Source organism: Micromonospora sp. NPDC047756, assembly GCF_055587245.1.
Genome location: NZ_JBVJGQ010000010.1, coordinates 196,577 through 215,662, shown reverse-complemented (window position 1 = coordinate 215,662; position 19,086 = coordinate 196,577). Strand labels below are relative to the sequence as shown.

Below are 19,086 nucleotides of genomic sequence, written 5' to 3'. Positions count from 1 at the left end.
CCTGGGGGGCGGTGGCGGAATGCAGTCGCGGGCCGCCGTAGGCTGGGGGACGTGACAGTACGTGTGCGCTTCGCCCCCTCCCCGACCGGTATGTTCCACGTCGGCGGCGCCCGCTCGGCGCTGCAGAACTGGATCTACGCCAAGCAGCAGGGCGGCGTGTTCGTGCTGCGTATCGAGGACACCGACGCGGCGCGCAACAAGCCCGAGTGGACCGAGGGCATCCTCTCCGCGCTGGACTGGATCGGGATCTCCCGGGGCAGCTACGAGGGCCCGTACTTCCAGTCCGCGAACGCGGGCGAGCACCGGGCCGCCGCCGAGCGCCTGTACGAGTCGGGCCGCGCGTACTACTGCGACTGCACCCGCGAGGACGTGCAGGCCCGCACCGGCTCGCAGTACCAGGGCTACGACGGCTACCACCGCGACCGTAACCTCGGCCCCGGCCCCGGGCACGCCCTGCGCTTCCGTACGCCCGACGAGGGCGCGACAGTGGTGGTCGACCTGATCCGGGGTGAGCCCACGTTCGAGAACAAGCTCATCGAGGACTTCGTCATCGCCCGGGGCGACGGCTCGCCGGTCTTCCTGCTGGCCAACGTCGTCGACGACATGACGATGGGGATCACCCACGTGATCCGGGCCGAGGAGCACCTGCCCAACACCCCGAAGCAGCAGTTGCTCTGGGAAGCCCTCGGGGTCAAGCCGCCGATCTGGGCACACGTGCCGGTGGTGGTCAACGAGAAGCGGCAGAAGCTCTCCAAGCGCCGGGACAAGGTCGCCCTGGAGGCGTACCGCGACGAGGGTTACCTGGCCGGCGCGATGCGCAACTACCTGATGCTGCTCGGCTGGGCCCCCTCCGGCGACCGGGAGATCGTTCCCTGGTCGGTCATCGAGGACGAGTTCCGGCTGGACGAGGTCAACCTCTCCTCGGCGTTCTTCGACGAGAAGAAGCTGCGCGCGTTCAACGGCGAGTACATTCGCGCGCTGCCGGTGACCGAGTTCATCGACGCCTGCCAGCCCTGGCTGACCGGCACCGGCACCATCGCCCCGCCGCCGTGGCAGCCGGAGGAGTTCGACGCCGACGCGTTCGCCGCCGTGGCGCCGCTGGCCCAGACGCGGATCGCGGTGCTCAGCGAGATCGTGCCGAACGTCGACTTCCTCTTCCTGGCCTCACCGCTGATCGACGAGGCCGCCTGGACCAAGACGATGAAGGACGGCTCGGCCGAGCTGCTCGACGACGCAGTCGCGGCGTTCGAGGCGCTGGAGTCCTGGGACGCCGAGTCGTTGAAGTCGACGCTGGAGGCGGTCGGCGCCGAGCGGGGTCTCAAGCTCGGCAAGACGCAGGCGCCGGTACGGGTCGCCGTCACCGGCCGCACCGTGGGTCTGCCGCTCTTCGAGTCGCTGGAGGTGCTCGGCCGCGAGCGCACCCTGACCAGAATCCGAGCCGCCCGCCTACGCCTGCCCTAACCCCCACCCCGCCCCGCCCCCACCCCGCCCCGCCCCCGCTTCCCCCGCGTCGATCTTGCAGTTTCGGTTGTCGACATAGGCGGGATGTCCCTTGTGTCGGGACAGAAAGTGCAAGATCGCGGAGTAGGGCCGGGTCGGCGGCGGCGGGGGGTGGTGGCGGGGGGGGGTGGTGATGCCCGGTTGGGTTGGGACGGACCGGGCAATCAGGTGATCGACTAGGGGGTGGCTCGGCGGCGGCGGCGGAGGAACAGGCCGGCCGCTAGTGCGGCGAGCAGCAGCAGGCCGCCGAGGGCCCAGATCCACCAGCGACCGCCGGAGTCGGACTGCTCCGAGGCGGCCGGCACCGGTGAGGCCGTCGAGCTGCCGGGCGCCGCCGACGGCGAGGCTGCGGAGGGTACGCCGACAGCCGACGCTCCGGCCGAGGGCGAGCTCGCCGGGTTGGTTCCGGCGCTGGCCGACGGCGAGGCAGTGGGGTCGGCTGCGGTGCCGGTGGTGAGGGTGAACCGCACCTCGCCCTTCACCGGGTGCCCATCGGACGACGCGAGCTGGTAGCCGACGATGTAGAGCCCGGCCGCGGCCGGCTTGAACGGCACCCGCACCCGACTGCCGTCGAAGGCGGGAGTCCCGCCAGCGACCACATTGTCCGGTCCGGTTATTGTGATCTTCGTCGTAGTCGGCGACGGCTTGGCGAGGAACCGCAGCTCGACCCGGGCGGGTGCCGACGCCACGCGGGCGCCGTCGCGCGGGTTGCTGCCGGTCAGCTGGTTGTGGGCGGCGGCCGGAGTCGCCGGCACCAGAAACGACACACCGAACGCCACGCCGAGCACCACTGGCACGACCCGCACCGTACGTGTAACCCTGCCCCCCATGAACCCCTCCGTAAGGGTACGATCCGCCCGCTGATCAAACGGCTCCTCATTAGTCGAGCAGAGATCGCAGATAGTTCCAATTACTGTTCCAAAAGCTGCAACTCATCGACGTTCTACGGAGTCTGTAGGAGTGGACGCGACCATCCCGGTCGATGCCGCGCCGGCAGATCGGTCCGGACGTCACCACGAAGCCATCCATCGAACGGGGCGAGGAGGCGGGATGCTCCGACACATGAGGCGGTTGGCCGCCGTGTTGGCGGGCACGCTGGCGGTGGCACTGCTGTCGCTCGGCACCGCCGGCTCGGCCACTGCTGCGCCGAAGCCAGCACCCGCCGGAGTGGACATCACCGGCACGGGGCTGTCCGCACCGCTGCGGTTGCGCGCGGAGAACGATCCCGCCCTCGTGGGCGCGGTCATCGACCAGGTCAACTTCCTCGCGCGCACCGGCATGCCGACCGGTCCGAAGGCAGCCAACCTCGGTCCGAAATACACCGTCGTGGTGCTCGCCGGCGAGACGCCGAAGCAGACCTATGACCTCTATCCCAAGGCGATCGGCGGCCCTCGCGTCTTCCGGCCGGCGAAGCAGCCGGACGGCCGTAAGACCAGCGCCGGCTGGTTCCTGGGTCGGCTCAGCATGTCCGAGACCCTGCGCACCGCCGGTGTTCCGCTGGAGCGGCAGTTCGACACGGTCAGTGGCGGCGCGGGCGGCGGCGAGCGTGTCCTCCCGGAGGACACGCTCGACCCGGCGAAGGACCTCGACGAGGCGCTCGGCGACCTGCAGCGCCTGCTGCTGCTCAACGTCGGCGTGATGCTGACCATCACCGTCGGCCTCGCCGGGATCGCCCTGCTGATCCGCAGGCGCACCCGCTGAGCAGGCGCACGCACTGAGCCTGATCGGGCAGGCCGAGCAGCCCGGCCTCACGCCCCTGGCCCCAACCCGCGACGGTCCGACGCACTCGCTGGTCAGTGGGTGCGTCGGCCGACCGGGCACCCGAACGCGGTGTTCAGCACCAGCGGCGCGGTGGGCGCTCCCGGCGGGTGGCTCGTGGACGCGGCCGGACCGCTCCGTGCCGGTGTGCCCCGGCCCAGCCGGAAAGTTCACTGAGGCAACCAGCGGGAACGTCCGAGTCGGGCTCGGCTGAACGCTGGCGCGGCAGCACGGGCTCGTCGTCGATGCGCCCCGGCAGCGGCTCCACCGGGTACGATGGCGCACCGCCGACCGGCCGGCGGGGCTTGCCAGCCGCCTGCGGGTCGTGGTGCCCCGGCCGGCAGGGCTCACCCTGGGCGCAGCCGTGCTCGGCCTCCCCGTGCGCCATCCCCGGTCTCCTCACGCTCGCCTCACCCTCGAATGCTCCCCGAGGTGCCCTGTCACCGTACTGGCCGGGACCGACGGGCCGCGCGCAGCGTACCCGGGGTCCTGACCCGGCCGGTCCCCGCCGACGCCGCTGAGCGCGGGAGCCGGTTACGCAGTTCACAGCTTCTTTTCGTGTCGTTCACCGCGGGGTTCGGCGCCGCGGCGGACCGGCGGTCGGCGGGCGCGGTGAGCCTCCAGGTCGGCGCGGGCGAAGAGCGCCCGCAGTGTCACGCCGTGATGAACGAGCGCCTGCGCCCCGCCCTCGGCCCGGTCGATGACGCAGAGGGCGCGGCGAGGCGCGGCCCGCGTACCCCTTTCGGCGCATGTCGCAGGCGGCGGTCTCCTCCCCCGGTCGGACTCCGACCCGGTGCGGCTGTGGTGGGATCGGGGGATGCGTCCGCCACCGTGGCTCGGCTCCGGCACCCGCGGCCGGGACCTGGCGCTGGCCGGGGCGTCGCTGGCCGGTGGGCTGGTGCTGTGGACCCTGGGTTGGCAACCGCAGATCCGTCCCCACCCGGACGTGCCCGCGGTCCTGTTCCTGCCATCGCTGCTGGCGATGTGCGTCGCGGTGGGCCTGCGCCTCGTCGCCCCGCGTGCCAGCCTCGCCGTCGGCACCATGGCAGTGGTGGTGGACATCGCGCTCGGGGGCTCGCTGGGCGCGATCCTGATCTACACGCAGGTCCTCTACGACGCCTGTGTCTACGGCCCGCCACGGCTGTGGCGGTGGCTGCTGCGGGCGACCATCGGGCTGAGCGTGGTCGGTGCGGTCGTCGGCGTGATCCTCACCGACGAGTGGAGCGGGGTTGCGATCGGCGTGCTGGTGGTGCTCGTCGGCCTGCTGCCGGTCCTGACCGGCATCAGCGTGCGGCAGTACCGCGATCAGGCCGCCGCCGAGCGGGCGCGGGCCGAGCAGACCGCCCGGCTGGTCGAGTTGGACCGCCGGCAGGCGGTCAGCGCGGAACGGGCCCGGATGGCCCGGGAGCTGCACGACGTGGTCGCGAACCATCTCAGCGCGGTGGCCATCCACGCCACCGCGGTGCTCTCCGTCCCCGGGTTGGATCGCGGTCAGGTGGAGTCGGCCCTGCGGGTGATCCGGGAGAGCAGCGTGCAGGGCCTCGCCGAGATGCGTCAGATGATCGAGGTGCTGCGCGAGCCCGGGACCAGCGCCGACCCGGCCGCGCCGGAGGTGGTCACCGCGCGGCTGGCCGAGGCGGACGAGCTGGTCGAGCGGGTCCGGGCTGCCGGCCTCGCGGTGCGGGTCCGGACCGACGGCACGCCGGGCGCGTTGCCGGTGGGGGTGGACCTGGCCGCGTACCGGATCGTGCAGGAGTCGCTGACGAACGCGCTCAAGCACGGTACGGGTGAGGCGGAGCTGACGATCGCGTACCGGCCGGCCGAGGTGGTGCTGACTGTGGAGAACCCGGTGCGTCGGGGCGGGGCCGGGCTGCCGGGCGCCGGGGCCGGGCTGATCGGCATGCGGGAGCGGGCCACGTTGCTGGCCGGCCGGTTCACCGCCGGGCCGCACGACGGCCGTTGGCAGGTGCGGGCGGCCCTGCCCACCGGGGAGGGCGGGTGACCGGGCCGGCGCGGCCGTCGGACGACACGGGCCCGGCGACGGTACGGGTGGTGCTCGCCGACGACCAGCCGGCGGTACGGGCCGGACTGGCCCTGATTCTGAACAGCTCAGCGGGGCTCGAGGTGGTCGGCGAGGCGGCCGACGGCAACGCCGCGGTGAGCCTGTGCCGGGAGTTGCGCCCCGACGTGGCGGTGCTGGACGTGCGGATGCCGCACCGGGACGGGATCTCCGCGACCCGGGCGATCGTCAGCGACGGGCTGGCCGACGTGCTGGTGCTCACCACCTTCGACCTGGACGAGTACGTCTTCGGGGCGTTGCGGGCCGGGGCGGCCGGGTTCCTGCTCAAGGACACCGACGCCGCCGGCCTGGTGAGCGCGGTGCGGACGGTGGCCCGGGGCGACGGCTTCATCGCGCCCACTGTGACCCGTCGGTTGATCACCGCCTTCGCGGCCACCGCGCCGGGTGCGTCGGCGGACGCGCGGGCCGCGCTGGCCACCCTCACCCCGCGTGAGCGTGACGTGCTGGCCTGCCTCGGGTTGGGCCTGTCCAACCAGCAGATCGCCGATCGACTGGTGCTGGCGGAGAGCACCACGAAGACCCATGTGAGCCGCATCCTGGCGAAGCTGGACCTCCGCAGCCGCGTGCAGGCCGCCATCCTGGCCCAGGAGGTGGGCCTGCCCGCTCCCCCGCGGTCGTGAGACGGGCCCGCTGGGCACGTGGCGGACCGGTGCCGGCGTGGTTGGCCTGCTCACGACGTGTCAGGCTAGGGCGGTGAGCACGCCGGGCGGTGGGGAACTGTCGGCCACGCTGCGCCGGATCGAACGATCGGCGGGGGCGTTGGCCACCTCCAGCGTGGCCCGGATGGATGAGACGCTGCCCTGGTTCCGGGCGCTGCCGGCCGACCAGCGTTCCTGGGTGATGCTGGTGGCGCAGGCGGGCGCGAGGTCGCTGGTGCAGTGGCTGCGCGAGGGTGGCGGCACGGCGGACAGCACCCAGGAGGTCTCGGACGAGGTCTTCGCCGCCGCCCCGCAGGCGCTGGCCCGCTCGATCACCCTCCAACAGACCGTGGCGTTGATCAAGGTGACGATCGACGTGGTCGAGGAGCAGGTGTCGCACCTGGCCGCCGAGGGTGAGGAGCAGCAGCTACGCGAGGCGGTGCTGCGTTTCTCCCGGGAGATCGCGTTCTCCGCCGCCCGGGTGTACGCGCGGGCCGCCGAGTCGCGCGGCGCCTGGGACGCCCGGTTGCAGGCGCTGCTGGTCGACGCGCTGTTGCGCGGTGACTCGCCGGACGTCCTGGCCAGCCGGGCCGCCGCGCTCGGCTGGGCGGACGCGCCGCCGGTGGCGGTGGCGGTCGGTCGGTCGCCCGGGGGCGAGGTCTCCGCGGTGCTGCACGTGGTCTACCGGCAGGCCCGCCGGATCGGCGTGGAGGTGATCGGCGGCGTCCACGGCGACCGGCTGGTGATCGTGCTGGGCGGCGCACCCGACCCGCTGACCGCCACCGCGAAGCTGCTGAGCGCGTTCGGGGACGGCCCGGTGGTGGTCGGTCCCGCCGTGCCGAGCCTGGACGAGGCGACCGAGTCGGCACGGGCCGCGCTGTCCGGCTTTCGGGCCGCACCGGCCTGGCCGAGCGCGCCCCGGCCGGTGCCGGCCGCGGACCTGCTGCCGGAGCGGGCCCTCGCCGGCGACACCGAGGCCCGTCGGCGGCTGCGTCACGATGTGTACGCGACGCTGGTGCGCGCCGGTGGGGAGCTGCTGGCCACCCTGGACGCCTTCCTGGCCGCCGGTGGCACCTTGGAGAGCGCGGCCCGGGCACTGTTCGTGCACCCGAACACGGTGCGTTACCGGTTGCGCCGGATCGCCGAGGTGACCGGGTTCTCGCCACTGTCGCCGCGCGACGCGTTCGCCCTTCAGGTGGCGCTGACCGTGGGTCGGTTGGACCCGGTCGCCCCGCTGGTCTCGGCGGTCCCGACTCAGACAATGACCCCGGCTACCCGGAAATCGTCCCAAACCGAGGATGATCCCCGCCGATCTTTGTAGGAAACCACTAAAGGTCCTAGTGTGGTTTGGTGGAAGGCGGCACCGCGTTACCCGCCATTATCCGGGAGAGTCATAGACGTGCTCGCCGTACTTAGTCCCGGCCAGGGTTCTCAGAAACCCGGCTTCCTGACCCCCTGGCTCGACCTGACCGGCACTGAGGCGCGACTGCGCGACTGGTCGGCGTTGGCCGGGGTGGACCTGCTGCACCTGGGCACCAACGCCGACGCCGACGAGATCAAGGACACCGCCCGCACCCAGCCGTTGCTGGTCGCCGCGGCGTTGCTGGCGGCCGAGCACCTGCCGCTGGACGGCGTCGCCGTCACCGCCGGCCACAGTGTCGGCGAGCTGGGTGCCGCCGCCCTGGCCGGTGTGCTGTCGGCCGATGCCGCGATCACCCTGGCCGGCGTTCGCGGCCGGGAGATGGCCGCCGCGTGTGCGCTGGAGCCGACCGGAATGGCCGCGGTGCTCGGTGGTGATCCCGACGAGGTGATCGCCGCGATCGAGGCGAACGGGCTCTACCCGGCCAACCGCAACGGCGCCGGGCAGATCGTCGCCGCTGGCGCCCTGGACGGGCTCGACAAACTCGCCGCCGCGCCGCCCGCCCGGACCCGGATCATCCGACTCCAGGTGGCCGGCGCCTTCCACACCCCGTACATGGCTCCGGCGGAGACCGCGCTCGCCGCGGAGGCCGCCGGAATCATCCCTGCCGACCCGGCCCGCACCCTGCTGTCGAACCTCGACGGCACCGCTGTCGACAACGGCGCGGCCATGGTGCAGCGCCTCGTCCGTCAGGTCACCGCACCGGTGCGCTGGGACCTGTGCATGCGCACGCTGGCCGACCTCGGGGTCACCGGCGTGATCGAACTACCCCCGGCCGGCACCCTCGCCGGCCTGGTCAAGCGGGAACTCAAGGGCGACGCCGCCCCGGAGATCGTCACCCTCAACACCCCGGACGACCTGCCGGCCGCACGGGACCTGATCGCCCGTATCGGAGGCCGTTCATGACTGGCAGTCGCATCGTCTCGATGGGGCACTACCAGCCCTCCCGGGTCGTGACCAACGACGACATCGCCCAGCTCGTCGACACCAACGACGAGTGGATCCGCGACCGGGTCGGCATCGTCAGCCGGCGCATCGCCGACAGTGAGACGGTCGCCGACATGGCTGCTGCGGCTGCCGGCAAGGCACTGGCCAACTCGGGCCTGAGCGCCGCCGACATCGACCTGGTCGTGGTCGCCACCTGCTCCTCCATCGACCGCAGCCCCAACGTGGCCTGCCGGGTCGCCGGCAAGCTGGGCATCACCGCGCCGGGCGCATTCGACCTCAACACCGCCTGCTCGGGCTTCGCGTACGCGCTGGGCACCGTCGACCACGCCATCCGGGCCGGGGCGTCGCGCAACGCGATCGTCATCGGCGCGGAGAAGCTGTCCGACTTCACCGACTGGACCGACCGCTCCACCTGCATCATCTTCGCCGACGGGGCCGGTGCCGCGGTGGTCTCGGCCACCGCCGACGACGAGCCGACCGGGATCGGCCCGGTCGTCTGGGGTTCGGTGCCGGACAAGAGCGACGCCGTCCGCATCGAGGGCTGGCGCCCGTACATCCAGCAGGAGGGGCAGGCGGTGTTCCGCTGGGCCACCACCGCCATCGCGCCGCTCGCGCTACAGGCCTGCGAGCGGGCCGGGGTCGACCCGTCGGAGCTGGCCGCGTTCGTGCCGCACCAGGCCAACGCCCGGATCATCGACGGCATCGCCAAGCGGCTCAACATCCCCGACGCGATCATCGCCAAGGACATCGTCGAGTCCGGCAACACCTCTGCGGCGAGCGTGCCGCTGGCGCTGTCCAAGCTGGTCGAGCGCCGGGAGGTGCCCTCGGGCGCACCGGTGCTGCTGTTCGGCTTCGGCGGTGGCCTGACCTACGCCGGTCAGGTCGTCCGCTGCCCCTGATGACCCCCTCGGGCGCGTACGCGTCCAGGATTGGCGGTCGGCGACGCCGGCCGCCGAAGAACCCCGATGAAAGGAACCAACCGCAATGACCCGTGACGAGATCACCACCGGCCTCGCCGAGATCCTCGAAGAGGTTGCCGGGGTGAACCCGGACGACGTGGCCGAGGGGAAGTCCTTCACCGACGACCTCGACGTCGACTCGCTCTCCATGGTTGAGGTCGTGGTCGCGGCCGAGGAGAAGTTCGGCGTCAAGATCCCGGACAACGAGGTGCAGAACCTCAAGACCGTCGGCGACGCCGTCAGCTACATCGCGGCGCAGTCCTGATCATGAGTCGTCCAGACGTCGTCGTCACCGGGCTCGGCGCGACGACCCCGCTTGGCGGGGACGTCGCGTCGACCTGGGACGCAATGCTCGCCGGCCGCTCCGGGGTGAGTGCCCTCACCCAGGAGTGGGCCGAGCAACTGCCGGTCCGGATCGCCGCCCAGCTGGCCGTGGAGCCGTCCGAGGTGCTGGACCGGGTCCGCCTGCGCCGCCTGGACCGTTCCGAGGCGATCGCGATCATCGCGGCGCAACAGGCCTGGGCGGACGCCGGCCTCGCCGGCTCCGACCTCGACGGGGAGCGGCTGGCCGTCAGCGTCGGCTCCGGCATCGGCGGTGCCACCACGCTGCTCGCCCAGGACGACATCCTGGAGGCATCCGGGCCACGGCGGGTCTCCCCGCACACCATCCCGATGCTGATGCCGAACGGTCCGGCCGCCTGGGTCGGGCTGGAGCTGGGCGCGAAGGCCGGCGTGCACTCGGTGGCCAGCGCGTGCGCCACCGGCGCCGAGGCGATCGCCCTCGGTCTGGACATCATCCGCGCCGGCCGGGCCGACGTGGTGGTGGCTGGCGGCACCGAGGCGGTCATCCACCCCCTGCCCATCGCCGGGTTCAGCTCGATGCGGGCCATGTCGACCCGCAACGACGACCCGGAGCGGGCCTCCCGCCCGTGGGACCGGGGCCGGGACGGCTTCGTCCTCGGCGAGGGCGCCGGCATCGTGGTGCTGGAGCGGGCCGAGCACGCCGCGGCGCGGGGCGCCCGGGTGTACGCCCGCCTCGCCGGCGCCGGCATCACCTCCGACGCGTACGACATCGTGCAGCCGCACGCCGAGGGCGAGGGCGCGATCCGGGCCATCGCCAAGGCGATCGCCGACGCGGACGTGGCGAAGCGGGACATCGTGCACGTCAACGCGCACGCGACCTCGACCCCGGTCGGGGACATGTTGGAGATCGGGGGGTTGCACAAGGCGCTCGGCGACCACCCGGTGCTGTCCGCGACGAAGTCGATGACCGGTCACCTGCTCGGTGCGGCCGGCGCGCTGGAGTCGATCGCCACCATCCTGGCGATCCGCGACAGCGTCGTCCCTCCGACGATCAACCTCGACGACCCGGAGCCAGGCCTCACCCTGGACGTCGCCGCGCACAAGGCCCGCCACATGGAGATCCCGGCCGCGTTGAACAACGCGTTCGGCTTCGGCGGCCACAACGTCGCTCTGGTCTTCGCCCGCCCCTGAGAACCCGCGACAGGGCCCCTCCTCGTCGAGAGGAGGGGCCCTGTCGTCGTTTCAGCCCCGGTTGCGGGGGTGCTGTTTCGCGGCGCGCTCGTTGCCGTGGCGGTAGTTGCCGGTCCAGCGGGCCATCACCAGCTGCGGGTCGTCGTCGACCTCGGCCAGGAACTCGGCGGCCCGAGCACCGCGCAGCGTGCCGGCGACCCGGCCGTGGTGAGTGATCACCACAGTGCCGTCCGCCCGTCGCACATGACGGAATCCTGCTGCCGCTCCCATGGGGTGAGGCTGTCAGATCGACCGGCGGGGAGGCGACCAAATTTCGTCGCGGGCACTCGATCCCCGATTGACGTCGAGGGACCGCGCGGCTTAGATGGGCCGACTGAAGATCGACTGACGGGGATCACCACCATGGACGCTCGTACTCGCCTAGCCGTGTCGGCGGCGCTCATCCTCGGCCTGCTGGCCGGCTGCGGCGACGACGCCGCCGGGCCTGCGGCCGGCGATCCGGCCCCACCGGCCACGGGCGAGCCCTGGTACGACGAGACGACCCCGGCGACGTCCGGCGGCACGACCGGTGGCACGGGCTCCCCCTGCCCGGTACCGGTGACGTTTCCGCTGGCCGACGGGTGGACGGCGAAGGCTGTCGAACCGCCCAAGGGTGAGCTGGCCGAGCTGGTCGGCGAGGCGCTCACCAAACGCGGCGGCACCACCGTGCGGTGCGAGGTGGACGGCCGGCCAGCCGGCGGCGGGTTCCTGCGCATCTGGGCGACGGACACGCCGACCGCCGCCCCGCGCGCCGCGCTGGAGAGCTTCGCCACCGGAGCCGGCGAGACGGTCACCGGCCAGCAGTTCCGCGACCTCCGCGCCGGCGGCCTGGACGCCACCGAGATGACCTGGGTCGCCACCAACCCGCTGGTCGAGGAGGAGGCGCGGAACTGGGCGCTGGCCGTTCAGTCGGCGGGGCAGACGCTGGTCTTCGCGGTCAACGAGGGCCTGATCACCGAACGGACCGACGTGCTGCCGGCGTACCGGCTCGCGGTTGGCGGGCTCGCGGCCGCCGGCTGAGGCCAGCCCGGCGCGGTCAGCTCTTGGCGCAGGTCGTGGCGGGCAGGCCGGGTACCGCGACCGGGGACTGGCCGCCCGGCCGGGCCTTGCCGGCGAGCACGGCGGCCAGGGCGGTCATCGATGCCCGGCTGGAGGAGTACGTCGCCAGCAGCGTCGGCGACTTCGCGTCGGCCAGCACGTACGGGGTGTCCATGGCGACCGTGACGGCCGCGTCGGGGCGCAGGTCGCTCTTGCCGTCGCCGTAGCCCACCAGGTGCACGACAGTGCCGCCGCTGGGCTTGACCTGCACACCGGCGGCGGTCAACGCGGCGGTGAGGGTGGCCCGGGTGCCGTCCCGACCGCCGGACGAGGTGACGGTGACCGGCCCGCGTACCGCTCCGCCGCAGGCGCCACGCAGCACGGTGACGGCGGCAGCGGCCAGCGCGTCGGCCGCCGCCCGGTGTGCCGGGGTGTTGAGCGTGGACATCTGCGCCGCCGGCAGCTCGGCGAGCTGGAACTTCATCGTCAGCACCCGGGTGACCGCCTCGACCAGCCGGGTCCGGGGCAGCGACCCCCCGCGCAGCGCGGCGAGCAGCCCGTCGTACGCCTGGCCGACGTTCGGGGTCATCAGGATGAGGTCGTTACCGGCGTTGAGCGCCCGGACCGCCGCCTCGCCGGGAGCCCAGCGCATCGCGGGCGGCATGTTCATCCCGTCGGTGATCACCACGCCCTTGAAGCCGAGTTGGCCGCGCAGGACGTCGGTGAGCAGCTTGTGCGAGAACGTCGCCGGGGTTCCCGGGTCGATCGCGCGCGCGTCCAGGTGACCGGACATCACGGCCATCGCGCCCGCGTCCATCCCGGCGATGAACGGCGGCCACGCGCCGCTCTGCAACGCCGCGGCGGACTGGGTCAGCACCGGAAGGTCCTTGTGCGAGTCGTCGGCGCTGTGGCCGTGCCCGGGGAAGTGCTTCAGGGTGGCCGCGACCCCGACAGCCTGGAGGCCGCGGACCGCGCCGCCCACCTGCGCGGCGGTCCGCTTCGGGTCGGAGCCGTAGGACCGGGAGCCGATCACGGTGCTGCGGGTGGCCAGCACGTCGGCCACCGGCGCGAAGTCGATGTTGATGCCCATCGCGGCCAACTCGGCGCCGGCGGCCCGCCAGGCGGCCTCGGTGAGCTTCGGGTCACCGGCCGCGCCGGCCGCGAGGGCGCTGGGCAGCACCGTGACGCCGTCGGTCACGCGGGTGACGACCCCGTACTCCTGGTCGGTGCCGACGAGCAGCGGCGCCGAACCGGCGGCGAGCCGACCGGCGGCGGTACGCAGCCCGGTGGTGAGCTCGTGCACCTGATCGGGGTTGTCGACGTTCGTGGTCTCCTGGTTGCCCTTGGTCGGGTCGTCGGCGCTGAAGCCGACCAGGATCAGGCCACCCAGCCGGTACTTGGCGATCATCTCGGCGGGGGTGTCCACCCCGGCGAGGGCCTGGTTACCGGCCGCCGATCCGGCGGAGACCTTCGTCGCCGAGTCGCCGTAGGCGTACGGCATCAGTACCTGGCCGACCAGGTCCTCGTCGGACAGCGTCGCCACCAGCGCGGCGGCGCGGCCGGCGGGGTCGCTGGCCGGCGGCGCGGGCGGAACGCTCGGAGCCGCGGACGTCCCGATCGGGCTGGGCGTCGGCGTGGGGCGCTCCGAGTCACCTGAGCAGCCGGAGACGAGCAGGGCGGTCAGGGCGGCGACAGCGACACTGGCGCGCCACGGGCGATTCGACACGCCGCCCATCCCACCAGCTTCTCCCTTATCGGGGCAACTTGACCTTACCGGTCGTCACCGGCGCGACAGCGTACGGCCAGCGGCCCGCCGGCCAGGTCAGCCGACCCGAGTGAGCAAGGTCACCGGAGCACCGTCGCCGGCGTACCGGTAGGGCTCCAGGTCAGCGTCCCATGCCGTGCCGAGCGCCTTGTCGAGGGCGTGCGCCAGGGCCTCGGGGGCCCGGGAGGCCGCCATCAGCGTCCGGAGCCGGTCCTCGCCGAGTTGGATGTCGCCGGCCACGCCCACCGTCGCCCGGAACAGGCCACGGGCTGGCACGTACATGAAGCGCTCACCGTCGACGCCGGGACTCGGCTCCTCGGTGACCTCGAAACGGATCATGGGCCACTGCCGTAGGGCAGCGGCCAGCTCGGCGCCCGTCCCCGGACGACCGGTCCACCCGCACTCGGCCCGGCGTGCGCCGGGGTCGACGGGCTGAGCCGTCCACTGCAGGTTGACCGGCGCGGCTAGGACGCGCGCGATCGCCCACTCGACGTGTGAGCACACGGCGAGCGGGGTCGAGTGGACGTATACGACGCCACGCGTTGGCACGGTGACCTCCCGGAGAGCGAGGTGCGTCTTCCCCTACGACCTCGTCCACCCAGGTGGCTGCTGCAACACATGATGACTCCTGTGACGCGTGGTGCGCCAGGGAATCGGAAAAAACGCCGGGTGGAATAGCCGGACGGGTGGCCGCCGTTGCCTCTCAGGACACCGCGACGACCAGCATGATGTCGTGGTCCTGTACAGTTCCACCGGCGGCTTATGCCGCGTTACACCTTCGCGGGTCGAGTCACGTACGACCCGCACACAGCCCCCGGACGTCTAGTCCTCCCGTACGTCTTGCAAGGAGTACCTCCGTGGCGAGCAACACCTCTAAGACCGCGCGCGCGTCAGTCCGGGCCGGCCAGGCTGGCCAGGGTGGCGCCCTCAGCGTGCTGGGCGAGTTCAAGTACCTCATCCCGCTCAACGGCGGCAAGCACGCCTACGTGCGGAACCTGACCAACGGCAAGACCGCGCACCTGCGCACGGACTCCGACGCCTTCGTCGAGGAGATCCGCGTTCTGGCCGCCGCCGGCCACGCCGCCAAGATCCGGGCGGAGATCAACAACCTGGCTGCCACCCACCCGGGTGACGGCTGGGAGGCCACCGAGAAGCGCCTGGTCGCGGCCGGCGTCTTCGAGGGCTGAGCCCTCCCCCACGCACCACCGAAACCGCCCGCCGGGAGTTCCCGGCGGGCGGTTTCGCGTGCGCGAGGACCAACTTGGTCGATCATGGAGTTGTGGTGCCCGGATTGACGTCATTCAGGCTGGTCTGTCACCCACCACAACTCCATGATCGACGCGAGCGGCGGCGGGACGATCCTCGGGCCGGGGCAGGTCAGCCTGGGTCGAGGAGGGCGACCTCGCCGGTGGCCAGGTCGTAGAGGCCGCCGACCACAGCCACCCGGCCGGCGGAAACCGGCCCGGTCAGCAAGTCGTCCCGGCGCAGGGTGTGCACCGTGCGCCGGACGTGCCGGCGGATCGCCAGCGGCAGCACCGCCGGGTCGTCGATCCCCGCCTCGGTCACCGCCGGCGCGATCTCGTCCACCAGGTGCGCCAGCGACCCGCCGGGACGCCGGCCGATGCGCAGCGCCTCCACCGTGGCCTGCACCGCGCCACACCGCTCGTGGCCGAGGACCATCACCAGCGGTACGCCGAGCTGGCCGACCACGTACTCGATGGAACCGCAGACCGCGCGATCGAGCACATGCCCCCCGGTACGGATCACGCAGATCGCGCCGAAGGTCTGGTCGAAGATCGCCTCCAGCGGCACCCGGGAGTCGATGCAGCCCAGCACCACCGCGTACGGCTGCTGGTCGCCGGAGGCCGCGGCGGCGGCCGTGACGTCGTGTCCGTGCACCGGCTGACCGCTGACGAACCGCCGATTGCCGGCCAGCAGGTCGGCAAGGGCGGCGCGGGGCGTACCGCCGGCCTGCCACCCCTGCCCCGACGTCGCTCCCATGGGCGCTCCCGACGACCCCATGCCGTCCAGCTTGGCCCGCCGCCGTCCGGTACGGGCGAGGTCGGGAATGTTCGCCACTGCGCGATTGGCGTGGTGTCATGGCGGGTAGCCGGTGTTACCGCCGGGTATCGGAGGTGCTGGTGGTACTGGGCGGCCCTGGGGAGGTGGCGATGCCGGAGCGGTTCGAGGTCGGCCTGCCGGACGACGTACGGCTCAACGTCGAGGCGACGGGTCCGACGGACGCCCAGGTCACCGTCATCCTGCTGCACGGTTGGACGCTGGACGGGCGCGCCTGGCACCGACAGGTCGAGGCGCTCACCGCGCCGCAGTTCGGCGGTGCGGTGCGGGTGGTCGCCTACGACGCGCGGGGACACGGCCGGTCCAGTTGCATGGCGCTGCCCACGGCCACCCTGGCCCAGTTGGGTGACGACCTGGCCGCGGTCATCGACGCGGTCGCGCCGACCGGCCCGGTGGTGCTGGTCGGGCACTCGATGGGCGGCATGACGATCATGGAGTACGCCCACCGCCACCCCGCGCACTTCGCCGCCCGTACCGCCGGCCTGGTCTTCGTCTCGACCACCGCCGAGGGGCACACGCACACCGTCTACGGGCTCTCGCCGCGGATCGCCCGGTTGATCCGGCTGGCCGAGACGACCGGTGCCGGTGTGCTGGCCCGGTGTGGCTCGTGGCGTGCCCCCCGGGCACTGTTGAACGCGCTGCAACCGAGCATCCGGTGGATGCTCTTCGGTGACCGCTGCGAGCCGGCCGACATCCGTCTGGTGACGTCGGCGGTGGCCCGGGCCTCGCTGCGTTCGATCGGCGGGTTCCGCGCCTCCATCGGCACCCAGCACCGCCTGGACACCCTCGCCGCGCTGGCCCACCTGCCGGCCGCCGCCCTGGTCGGCGACCGGGACCGGCTGACCCCACCGCCGTGCGCCGAGTCGATCGCGGCGGCTCTGCCGGCCACCGAGCTGACCGTCTGCCCAGGTGCCGGGCACATGCTGATGATGGAACGCCCGGACGAGGTGAACGCCGCGCTCACCGGCGTCGTACGACGGGCGATCGCCGAATCGCCGCCGGCACACCGTGGCGCGTCGCCGCCGGCACACCGTGGCGCGTCGCCGCCGGCACACCTCGGCGCGGCCCCCGCCGGGACGGGTGCCTGAGCACGTTCGCGCACCTCGGGCGCGGCGGGTCGGGTCCGGGGCCGTACCCTTCTGCGGTTGGCCCGCGCGGTTTCCGCCGCCTGCCGGCGATCTCTGAAGGAGCGTGCGTTGACCGACCAGACCGGCCTGAAGCAGGAGATCGCCGTCGAGCAACGACACCTGGACCGGGTGTACGCCCGACTGGCCGAGCTGCGGCAGTCGGCCGTCCGCGCCGAGCGCGACGGCTACCGGATGGCCCGGGTGGGCACGCACGGCGCCCTGGTCGAGCGCGACGCCATGGTCTTCCACGCCGCGCAGCGGCGGCACACCCTGGACGCCGAGCACGAGGGGCTGGTCTTCGGTCGACTGGACCTGCGCGACCGTCAGGTGCTGCACGTCGGGCGACTGGGGATCCGCGACGAGAACGCCGTCACGCTCGTCGTCGACTGGCGCGCACCGGCCGCCGCCGCCTTCTACCAGGCCACCCCGGCGCAGCCGCTGGATGTGGTGCGGCGGCGCACCATCCAGTCCCGCGCCGAGCGGGTCACCCGGATCGAGGACGACCTGCTGGACCCGACGGCCGCCCCGGAGGGGATGACCGTCGTCGGTGACGGCGCGTTGCTGGCCACCCTGTCCAAGGCCACCGGCCGGGGCATGCGCGACATCGTGGCGACCATCCAGCGGGAGCAGGACGAGGCGATCCGCTCGCCCGGTTCCGGGGTGACGATCGTCGCGGGCGGCCCCGGCACCGGGAAGACCGCTGTGGCCCTGCACCGGGCCGCGTTCCTGCTCTACTCCGACCGCAGCCGCTACGCCGGCGGCGGCATCCTGGTGGTCGGGCCGTCGTCGGTCTTCGTCGAGTACATCGGCTCCGTGCTGCCGTCGCTCGGTGAGGACACCGCGACCCTGCACTCGCTGGGCACCCTCTTCCCGGGGATGACAGCCACCCGCCCCGACCCGCCCGAGGTGGCGGCGGTGAAGGGCTCGCTGCGGATGCGCCGGGTGCTGGAGCGGGCGGCTCGCGACGCGGTGCCGGGCGGCCCGGGTGAGCTGCGACTGCTCTACCGGGGCACGCTGCTGCGGTTGGACCGGGTCGCGTTGGACCGGATCCGGGAGCGCGCGCTGCACCGCGGCGCACGGCGCAACGAGGTGCGCCGGGCCGGTTTCGACGGGGTGTTCGCCGCGCTCTGGGCGCAGGCCCGTGAGCTGAGCAGCGGTCGGCTGCCGGAGCAACCGGCCTTCGAGGCGGAGATCGCCGAGCGGTCGGAGTTCCGGGAGTTCCTCAAGGCGTGGTGGCCTCGACTGCACCCCCGGCACGTGCTCGGCTGGCTGGCGCAGCCGGACCGGCTGCGCCGGTACGCCGGGGGGATTCTCTCCTCGGCGGAGATCCGGCTGCTCAACGCCGCGTACCGGGACCTGGACTCGGCCGGGCTGACCATGGCCGACGTCGCGCTGCTGGACGAGTTGGACGCGCTGCTCGGCAAGCCCGCGCAGCCGGCCCGCGCGCGACGCGACCCGTTTCAGCTCGCCGGCGGCGTCCGTGAGCTGAGCACCCTCGGTGAACGACAACGGGCCGCCCGCGCGGCGGCCCGGGAACGCCCGGCGGACTACCGGGACTACGCGCACGTGGTGGTGGACGAGGCGCAGGACGTCTCGCCGATGCAGTGGCGGATGATCGGTCGGCGGGGCCGACTGGCCTCCTGGACCGTGGTGGGCGACCCCGCGCAGACCGCGTGGACCGGCGATCCGGAGGAGCTGACCCGGGCCCGCGACCAGGCGCTGGGCCGGCGTAAGCGACACGACTTCACGCTCACCACCAACTACCGCAACTCGGCGGAGATCTTCGCGGTGGCGGCGGCGGAGATCCGGCGGCTCTACCCGGACCTGCCGCTGCCGACCGCCGTCCGCTCCACCGGGGTCGAGCCGGTGGAGCTGGTGGTGCCCGCGACGGGGTTGGAGACCGCGACAGTGGAGGCCGCCGCCGGCCTGCTGGCCGAGGTGGAGGGCACGGTCGGTGTGATCACGCCGGTCCCCCGCCGGGACGAGGTGGCCGGTTGGCTGGGCGCGCTCGGCGCGCCCAGGTTGCAGGTGGTCACCAGCCTGGAAGCCAAGGGCATGGAGTACGACGGGGTCGTGCTGGTCGCCCCGAGCGAGATCCGGGCCGATCCGGGCGCCGGGGTACGCACCCTGTACGTGGCGCTCTCCCGGGCCACCCAGCGGCTCACCACCATCGACCCGACCGGCTGACGTGTGCGGACTGCCACCGCCGGGACGCTCTACCCGTACACTTGCACACATAGC

General features: G+C 73.0%; 18 protein-coding genes and 1 pseudogene. 13 read left to right on the top strand and 6 right to left on the bottom strand.

Annotated elements, in window-relative coordinates:
- Window positions 1–51: 51 nt before the first annotated feature.
- Complete coding sequence (gene gltX / locus ACZ6NZ_RS30385; RefSeq protein WP_465861278.1) at window positions 52–1,461, top strand: glutamate--tRNA ligase; 1,410 nt, start codon at window positions 52–54, stop codon at window positions 1,459–1,461.
- Window positions 1,462–1,676: 215 nt separating this feature from the next.
- Here the strand turns inward: gltX and ACZ6NZ_RS30380 are convergent, their stop codons facing one another.
- Window positions 1,677–2,297 carry a copper resistance CopC family protein gene (locus ACZ6NZ_RS30380; RefSeq protein WP_465861277.1) on the bottom strand — a complete coding sequence of 207 codons (621 nt, stop codon included), beginning with the start codon at window positions 2,295–2,297 and terminating at the stop codon, window positions 1,677–1,679.
- Between the two features lie 253 nt (window positions 2,298–2,550).
- Here ACZ6NZ_RS30380 and ACZ6NZ_RS30375 point away from each other — a divergent pair, with 253 nt between their 5' ends.
- Window positions 2,551–3,201 carry a hypothetical protein gene (locus ACZ6NZ_RS30375; RefSeq protein WP_366608953.1) on the top strand — a complete coding sequence of 217 codons (651 nt, stop codon included), beginning with the start codon at window positions 2,551–2,553 and terminating at the stop codon, window positions 3,199–3,201.
- Window positions 3,202–3,334: 133 nt separating this feature from the next.
- On the opposite strand, the gene ACZ6NZ_RS30370 is transcribed toward ACZ6NZ_RS30375, so the two are convergent.
- On the bottom strand, window positions 3,335–3,646 hold the full coding sequence (locus ACZ6NZ_RS30370; RefSeq protein ID WP_465861276.1) for a hypothetical protein: 312 nt from the start codon (window positions 3,644–3,646) through the stop codon (window positions 3,335–3,337).
- Between the two features lie 429 nt (window positions 3,647–4,075).
- On the opposite strand from ACZ6NZ_RS30370, the gene ACZ6NZ_RS30365 reads away from it, so the two are divergent.
- The 7 genes and pseudogenes from ACZ6NZ_RS30365 (at window position 4,076) to fabF (ending at window position 10,797) form a co-directional block, all read left to right on the top strand.
- Window positions 4,076–5,260, top strand: coding sequence for a sensor histidine kinase (locus ACZ6NZ_RS30365; RefSeq protein WP_465861275.1), 1,185 nt, complete (start codon window positions 4,076–4,078; stop codon window positions 5,258–5,260).
- Window positions 5,257–5,958, top strand: coding sequence for a response regulator (locus ACZ6NZ_RS30360; RefSeq protein ID WP_465861274.1), 702 nt, complete (start codon window positions 5,257–5,259; stop codon window positions 5,956–5,958). The genes ACZ6NZ_RS30365 and ACZ6NZ_RS30360 overlap by 4 nt, the downstream gene beginning before the upstream one ends.
- 10 nt (window positions 5,959–5,968) lie before the next feature.
- On the top strand, window positions 5,969–7,297 hold the full coding sequence (locus ACZ6NZ_RS30355) for a PucR family transcriptional regulator (RefSeq protein WP_465861362.1): 1,329 nt from the start codon (window positions 5,969–5,971) through the stop codon (window positions 7,295–7,297).
- A 78-nt stretch (window positions 7,298–7,375) separates the two neighbouring features.
- A pseudogene (locus ACZ6NZ_RS30350) lies at window positions 7,376–8,293 on the top strand (ACP S-malonyltransferase); the annotation flags it as partial.
- Window positions 8,294–8,298: 5 nt separating this feature from the next.
- Window positions 8,299–9,243: a beta-ketoacyl-ACP synthase III gene (locus ACZ6NZ_RS30345; protein ID WP_465861273.1), complete on the top strand. Its 945-nt coding sequence runs from the start codon at window positions 8,299–8,301 to the stop codon at window positions 9,241–9,243.
- A gap of 85 nt (window positions 9,244–9,328) precedes the next feature.
- Window positions 9,329–9,568, top strand: a complete 240-nt coding sequence (locus tag ACZ6NZ_RS30340; RefSeq protein ID WP_030330276.1) for an acyl carrier protein — start codon at window positions 9,329–9,331, stop codon at window positions 9,566–9,568.
- A 2-nt stretch (window positions 9,569–9,570) separates the two neighbouring features.
- Window positions 9,571–10,797: a beta-ketoacyl-ACP synthase II gene (gene fabF / locus ACZ6NZ_RS30335; RefSeq protein ID WP_366608959.1), complete on the top strand. Its 1,227-nt coding sequence runs from the start codon at window positions 9,571–9,573 to the stop codon at window positions 10,795–10,797.
- Between the two features lie 51 nt (window positions 10,798–10,848).
- Here fabF and ACZ6NZ_RS30330 read toward each other — a convergent pair whose 3' ends face one another.
- The gene (locus ACZ6NZ_RS30330) at window positions 10,849–11,040 is read right to left on the bottom strand and encodes a hypothetical protein (RefSeq protein WP_366608960.1); all 192 of its coding nucleotides are present in this window, start codon (window positions 11,038–11,040) and stop codon (window positions 10,849–10,851) included.
- 159 nt (window positions 11,041–11,199) lie between these two features.
- Between ACZ6NZ_RS30330 and ACZ6NZ_RS30325 the strand changes: the two genes are divergently transcribed.
- A complete protein-coding gene (locus ACZ6NZ_RS30325; RefSeq protein ID WP_465861272.1) occupies window positions 11,200–11,856 on the top strand; it encodes a lipoprotein in 657 nt (218 codons plus the stop codon).
- A 16-nt stretch (window positions 11,857–11,872) separates the two neighbouring features.
- On the opposite strand, the gene ACZ6NZ_RS30320 is transcribed toward ACZ6NZ_RS30325, so the two are convergent.
- A complete protein-coding gene (locus ACZ6NZ_RS30320) occupies window positions 11,873–13,609 on the bottom strand; it encodes a glycoside hydrolase family 3 protein (protein ID WP_465861271.1) in 1,737 nt (578 codons plus the stop codon).
- An 87-nt stretch (window positions 13,610–13,696) separates the two neighbouring features.
- Window positions 13,697–14,188: a DUF3145 domain-containing protein gene (locus ACZ6NZ_RS30315; protein WP_366608963.1), complete on the bottom strand. Its 492-nt coding sequence runs from the start codon at window positions 14,186–14,188 to the stop codon at window positions 13,697–13,699.
- 308 nt (window positions 14,189–14,496) lie between these two features.
- On the opposite strand from ACZ6NZ_RS30315, the gene ACZ6NZ_RS30310 reads away from it, so the two are divergent.
- Window positions 14,497–14,826, top strand: coding sequence for a hypothetical protein (locus tag ACZ6NZ_RS30310; protein ID WP_030330285.1), 330 nt, complete (start codon window positions 14,497–14,499; stop codon window positions 14,824–14,826).
- A gap of 190 nt (window positions 14,827–15,016) precedes the next feature.
- Here the strand turns inward: ACZ6NZ_RS30310 and ACZ6NZ_RS30305 are convergent, their stop codons facing one another.
- Window positions 15,017–15,640: a carbonic anhydrase gene (locus tag ACZ6NZ_RS30305; RefSeq protein WP_465861361.1), complete on the bottom strand. Its 624-nt coding sequence runs from the start codon at window positions 15,638–15,640 to the stop codon at window positions 15,017–15,019.
- A gap of 170 nt (window positions 15,641–15,810) precedes the next feature.
- On the opposite strand from ACZ6NZ_RS30305, the gene ACZ6NZ_RS30300 reads away from it, so the two are divergent.
- Window positions 15,811–16,806, top strand: coding sequence for an alpha/beta fold hydrolase (locus ACZ6NZ_RS30300; protein WP_465861270.1), 996 nt, complete (start codon window positions 15,811–15,813; stop codon window positions 16,804–16,806).
- Between the two features lie 108 nt (window positions 16,807–16,914).
- Window positions 16,915–19,032, top strand: coding sequence for a HelD family protein (locus ACZ6NZ_RS30295; protein ID WP_465861269.1), 2,118 nt, complete (start codon window positions 16,915–16,917; stop codon window positions 19,030–19,032).
- Window positions 19,033–19,086: the final 54 nt, after the last annotated feature.